This is a genomic window from Pseudomonas sp. AM4(2022) (assembly GCF_036346515.1).
In the GTDB taxonomy this organism is placed as follows: Bacteria; Pseudomonadota; Gammaproteobacteria; order Pseudomonadales; family Pseudomonadaceae; genus Aquipseudomonas; species Aquipseudomonas paracarnis.
The window spans coordinates 1-3234 of sequence record NZ_JAOTNW010000050.1; the positions used below are offsets into that span (position 1 = coordinate 1).

Below are 3234 nucleotides of genomic sequence, written 5' to 3' on the forward strand. Positions count from 1 at the left end.
AATTCGAATTTTCGGCGAATGTCGTCTTCACAGTATAACCAGATTGCTTGGGGTTATATGGTCAAGTGAAGAAGCGCATACGGTGGATGCCTTGGCAGTCAGAGGCGATGAAAGACGTGGTAGCCTGCGAAAAGCTTCGGGGAGTCGGCAAACAGACTTTGATCCGGAGATGTCTGAATGGGGGAACCCAGCCATCATAAGATGGTTATCTTGTACTGAATACATAGGTGCAAGAGGCGAACCAGGGGAACTGAAACATCTAAGTACCCTGAGGAAAAGAAATCAACCGAGATTCCCTTAGTAGTGGCGAGCGAACGGGGACTAGCCCTTAAGTGGCTTTGAGATTAGCGGAACGCTCTGGAAAGTGCGGCCATAGTGGGTGATAGCCCTGTACGCGAAAATCTCTTAGTCATGAAATCGAGTAGGACGGAGCACGAGAAACTTTGTCTGAATATGGGGGGACCATCCTCCAAGGCTAAATACTACTGACTGACCGATAGTGAACTAGTACCGTGAGGGAAAGGCGAAAAGAACCCCGGAGAGGGGAGTGAAATAGATCCTGAAACCGTATGCGTACAAGCAGTGGGAGCCCACTTTGTTGGGTGACTGCGTACCTTTTGTATAATGGGTCAGCGACTTATTTTCAGTGGCGAGCTTAACCGAATAGGGGAGGCGTAGCGAAAGCGAGTCTTAATAGGGCGTCTAGTCGCTGGGAATAGACCCGAAACCGGGCGATCTATCCATGGGCAGGTTGAAGGTTGGGTAACACTAACTGGAGGACCGAACCGACTACCGTTGAAAAGTTAGCGGATGACCTGTGGATCGGAGTGAAAGGCTAATCAAGCTCGGAGATAGCTGGTTCTCCTCGAAAGCTATTTAGGTAGCGCCTCATGTATCACTGTAGGGGGTAGAGCACTGTTTCGGCTAGGGGGTCATCCCGACTTACCAAACCGATGCAAACTCCGAATACCTACAAGTGCCGAGCATGGGAGACACACGGCGGGTGCTAACGTCCGTCGTGAAAAGGGAAACAACCCAGACCGTCAGCTAAGGTCCCAAAGTTATGGTTAAGTGGGAAACGATGTGGGAAGGCTTAGACAGCTAGGAGGTTGGCTTAGAAGCAGCCACCCTTTAAAGAAAGCGTAATAGCTCACTAGTCGAGTCGGCCTGCGCGGAAGATGTAACGGGGCTCAAACCATACACCGAAGCTACGGGTATCACGTAAGTGATGCGGTAGAGGAGCGTTCTGTAAGCCTGTGAAGGTGAGTTGAGAAGCTTGCTGGAGGTATCAGAAGTGCGAATGCTGACATGAGTAACGATAATGGGTGTGAAAAACACCCACGCCGAAAGACCAAGGTTTCCTGCGCAACGTTAATCGACGCAGGGTTAGTCGGTCCCTAAGGCGAGGCTGAAAAGCGTAGTCGATGGAAAACAGGTTAATATTCCTGTACTTCTGGTTATTGCGATGGAGGGACGGAGAAGGCTAGGCCAGCTTGGCGTTGGTTGTCCAAGTTTAAGGTGGTAGGCTGGAATCTTAGGTAAATCCGGGATTCTAAGGCCGAGAGCTGATGACGAGTTACCTTTTAGGTAACGAAGTGGTTGATGCCATGCTTCCAAGAAAAGCTTCTAAGCTTCAGGTAACCAGGAACCGTACCCCAAACCGACACAGGTGGTTGGGTAGAGAATACCAAGGCGCTTGAGAGAACTCGGGTGAAGGAACTAGGCAAAATGGCACCGTAACTTCGGGAGAAGGTGCGCCGGTGAGGGTGAAGGACTTGCTCCGTAAGCTCATGCCGGTCGAAGATACCAGGCCGCTGCGACTGTTTATTAAAAACACAGCACTCTGCAAACACGAAAGTGGACGTATAGGGTGTGACGCCTGCCCGGTGCCGGAAGGTTAATTGATGGGGTTAGCTAACGCGAAGCTCTTGATCGAAGCCCCGGTAAACGGCGGCCGTAACTATAACGGTCCTAAGGTAGCGAAATTCCTTGTCGGGTAAGTTCCGACCTGCACGAATGGCGTAACGATGGCGGCGCTGTCTCCACCCGAGACTCAGTGAAATTGAAATCGCTGTGAAGATGCAGTGTATCCGCGGCTAGACGGAAAGACCCCGTGAACCTTTACTATAGCTTTGCACTGGACTTTGAATTTGCTTGTGTAGGATAGGTGGGAGGCTTTGAAGCGTGGACGCCAGTCTGCGTGGAGCCAACCTTGAAATACCACCCTGGCAACTTTGAGGTTCTAACTCAGGTCCGTTATCCGGATCGAGGACAGTGTATGGTGGGTAGTTTGACTGGGGCGGTCTCCTCCTAAAGAGTAACGGAGGAGTACGAAGGTGCGCTCAGACCGGTCGGAAATCGGTCGTAGAGTATAAAGGCAAAAGCGCGCTTGACTGCGAGACAGACACGTCGAGCAGGTACGAAAGTAGGTCTTAGTGATCCGGTGGTTCTGTATGGAAGGGCCATCGCTCAACGGATAAAAGGTACTCCGGGGATAACAGGCTGATACCGCCCAAGAGTTCATATCGACGGCGGTGTTTGGCACCTCGATGTCGGCTCATCACATCCTGGGGCTGAAGCCGGTCCCAAGGGTATGGCTGTTCGCCATTTAAAGTGGTACGCGAGCTGGGTTTAGAACGTCGTGAGACAGTTCGGTCCCTATCTGCCGTGGACGTTTGAGATTTGAGAGGGGCTGCTCCTAGTACGAGAGGACCGGAGTGGACGAACCTCTGGTGTTCCGGTTGTCACGCCAGTGGCATTGCCGGGTAGCTATGTTCGGAATAGATAACCGCTGAAAGCATCTAAGCGGGAAACTAGCCTCAAGATGAGATCTCACTGGAACCTTGAGTTCCCTGAAGGGCCGTCGAAGACTACGACGTTGATAGGTTGGGTGTGTAAGCGCTGTGAGGCGTTGAGCTAACCAATACTAATTGCCCGTGAGGCTTGACCATATAACACCCAAGCAATTTGACTACTCGAAAGAGCATCAGATTGCGGTGTGTGAAGACGAAGATGAACCGAAAGTTCGACGCTCACAAAACACCGACAGCTGTCACATACCCAATTTGCTGAAGCGAGGCTATCTGGCCACGACTCAGTACCCGAATTTCTTGACGACCATAGAGCATTGGAACCACCTGATCCCATCCCGAACTCAGCAGTGAAACGATGCATCGCCGATGGTAGTGTGGGGTTTCCCCATGTGAGAGTAGGTCATCGTCAAGATTAAATTCC

The 3234-nt window shown here is 51.4% G+C and carries 2 rRNA genes; both read left to right on the top strand.

The features are described from left to right. Positions 1–59: 59 nt before the first annotated feature. Positions 60–2951 (top strand): 23S ribosomal RNA (locus tag ODQ19_RS27865). Between the two features lie 158 nt (positions 2952–3109). Then, positions 3110–3225: ribosomal RNA gene (gene rrf, locus ODQ19_RS27870) — 5S ribosomal RNA — on the top strand. Positions 3226–3234 lie beyond the last annotated feature (9 nt).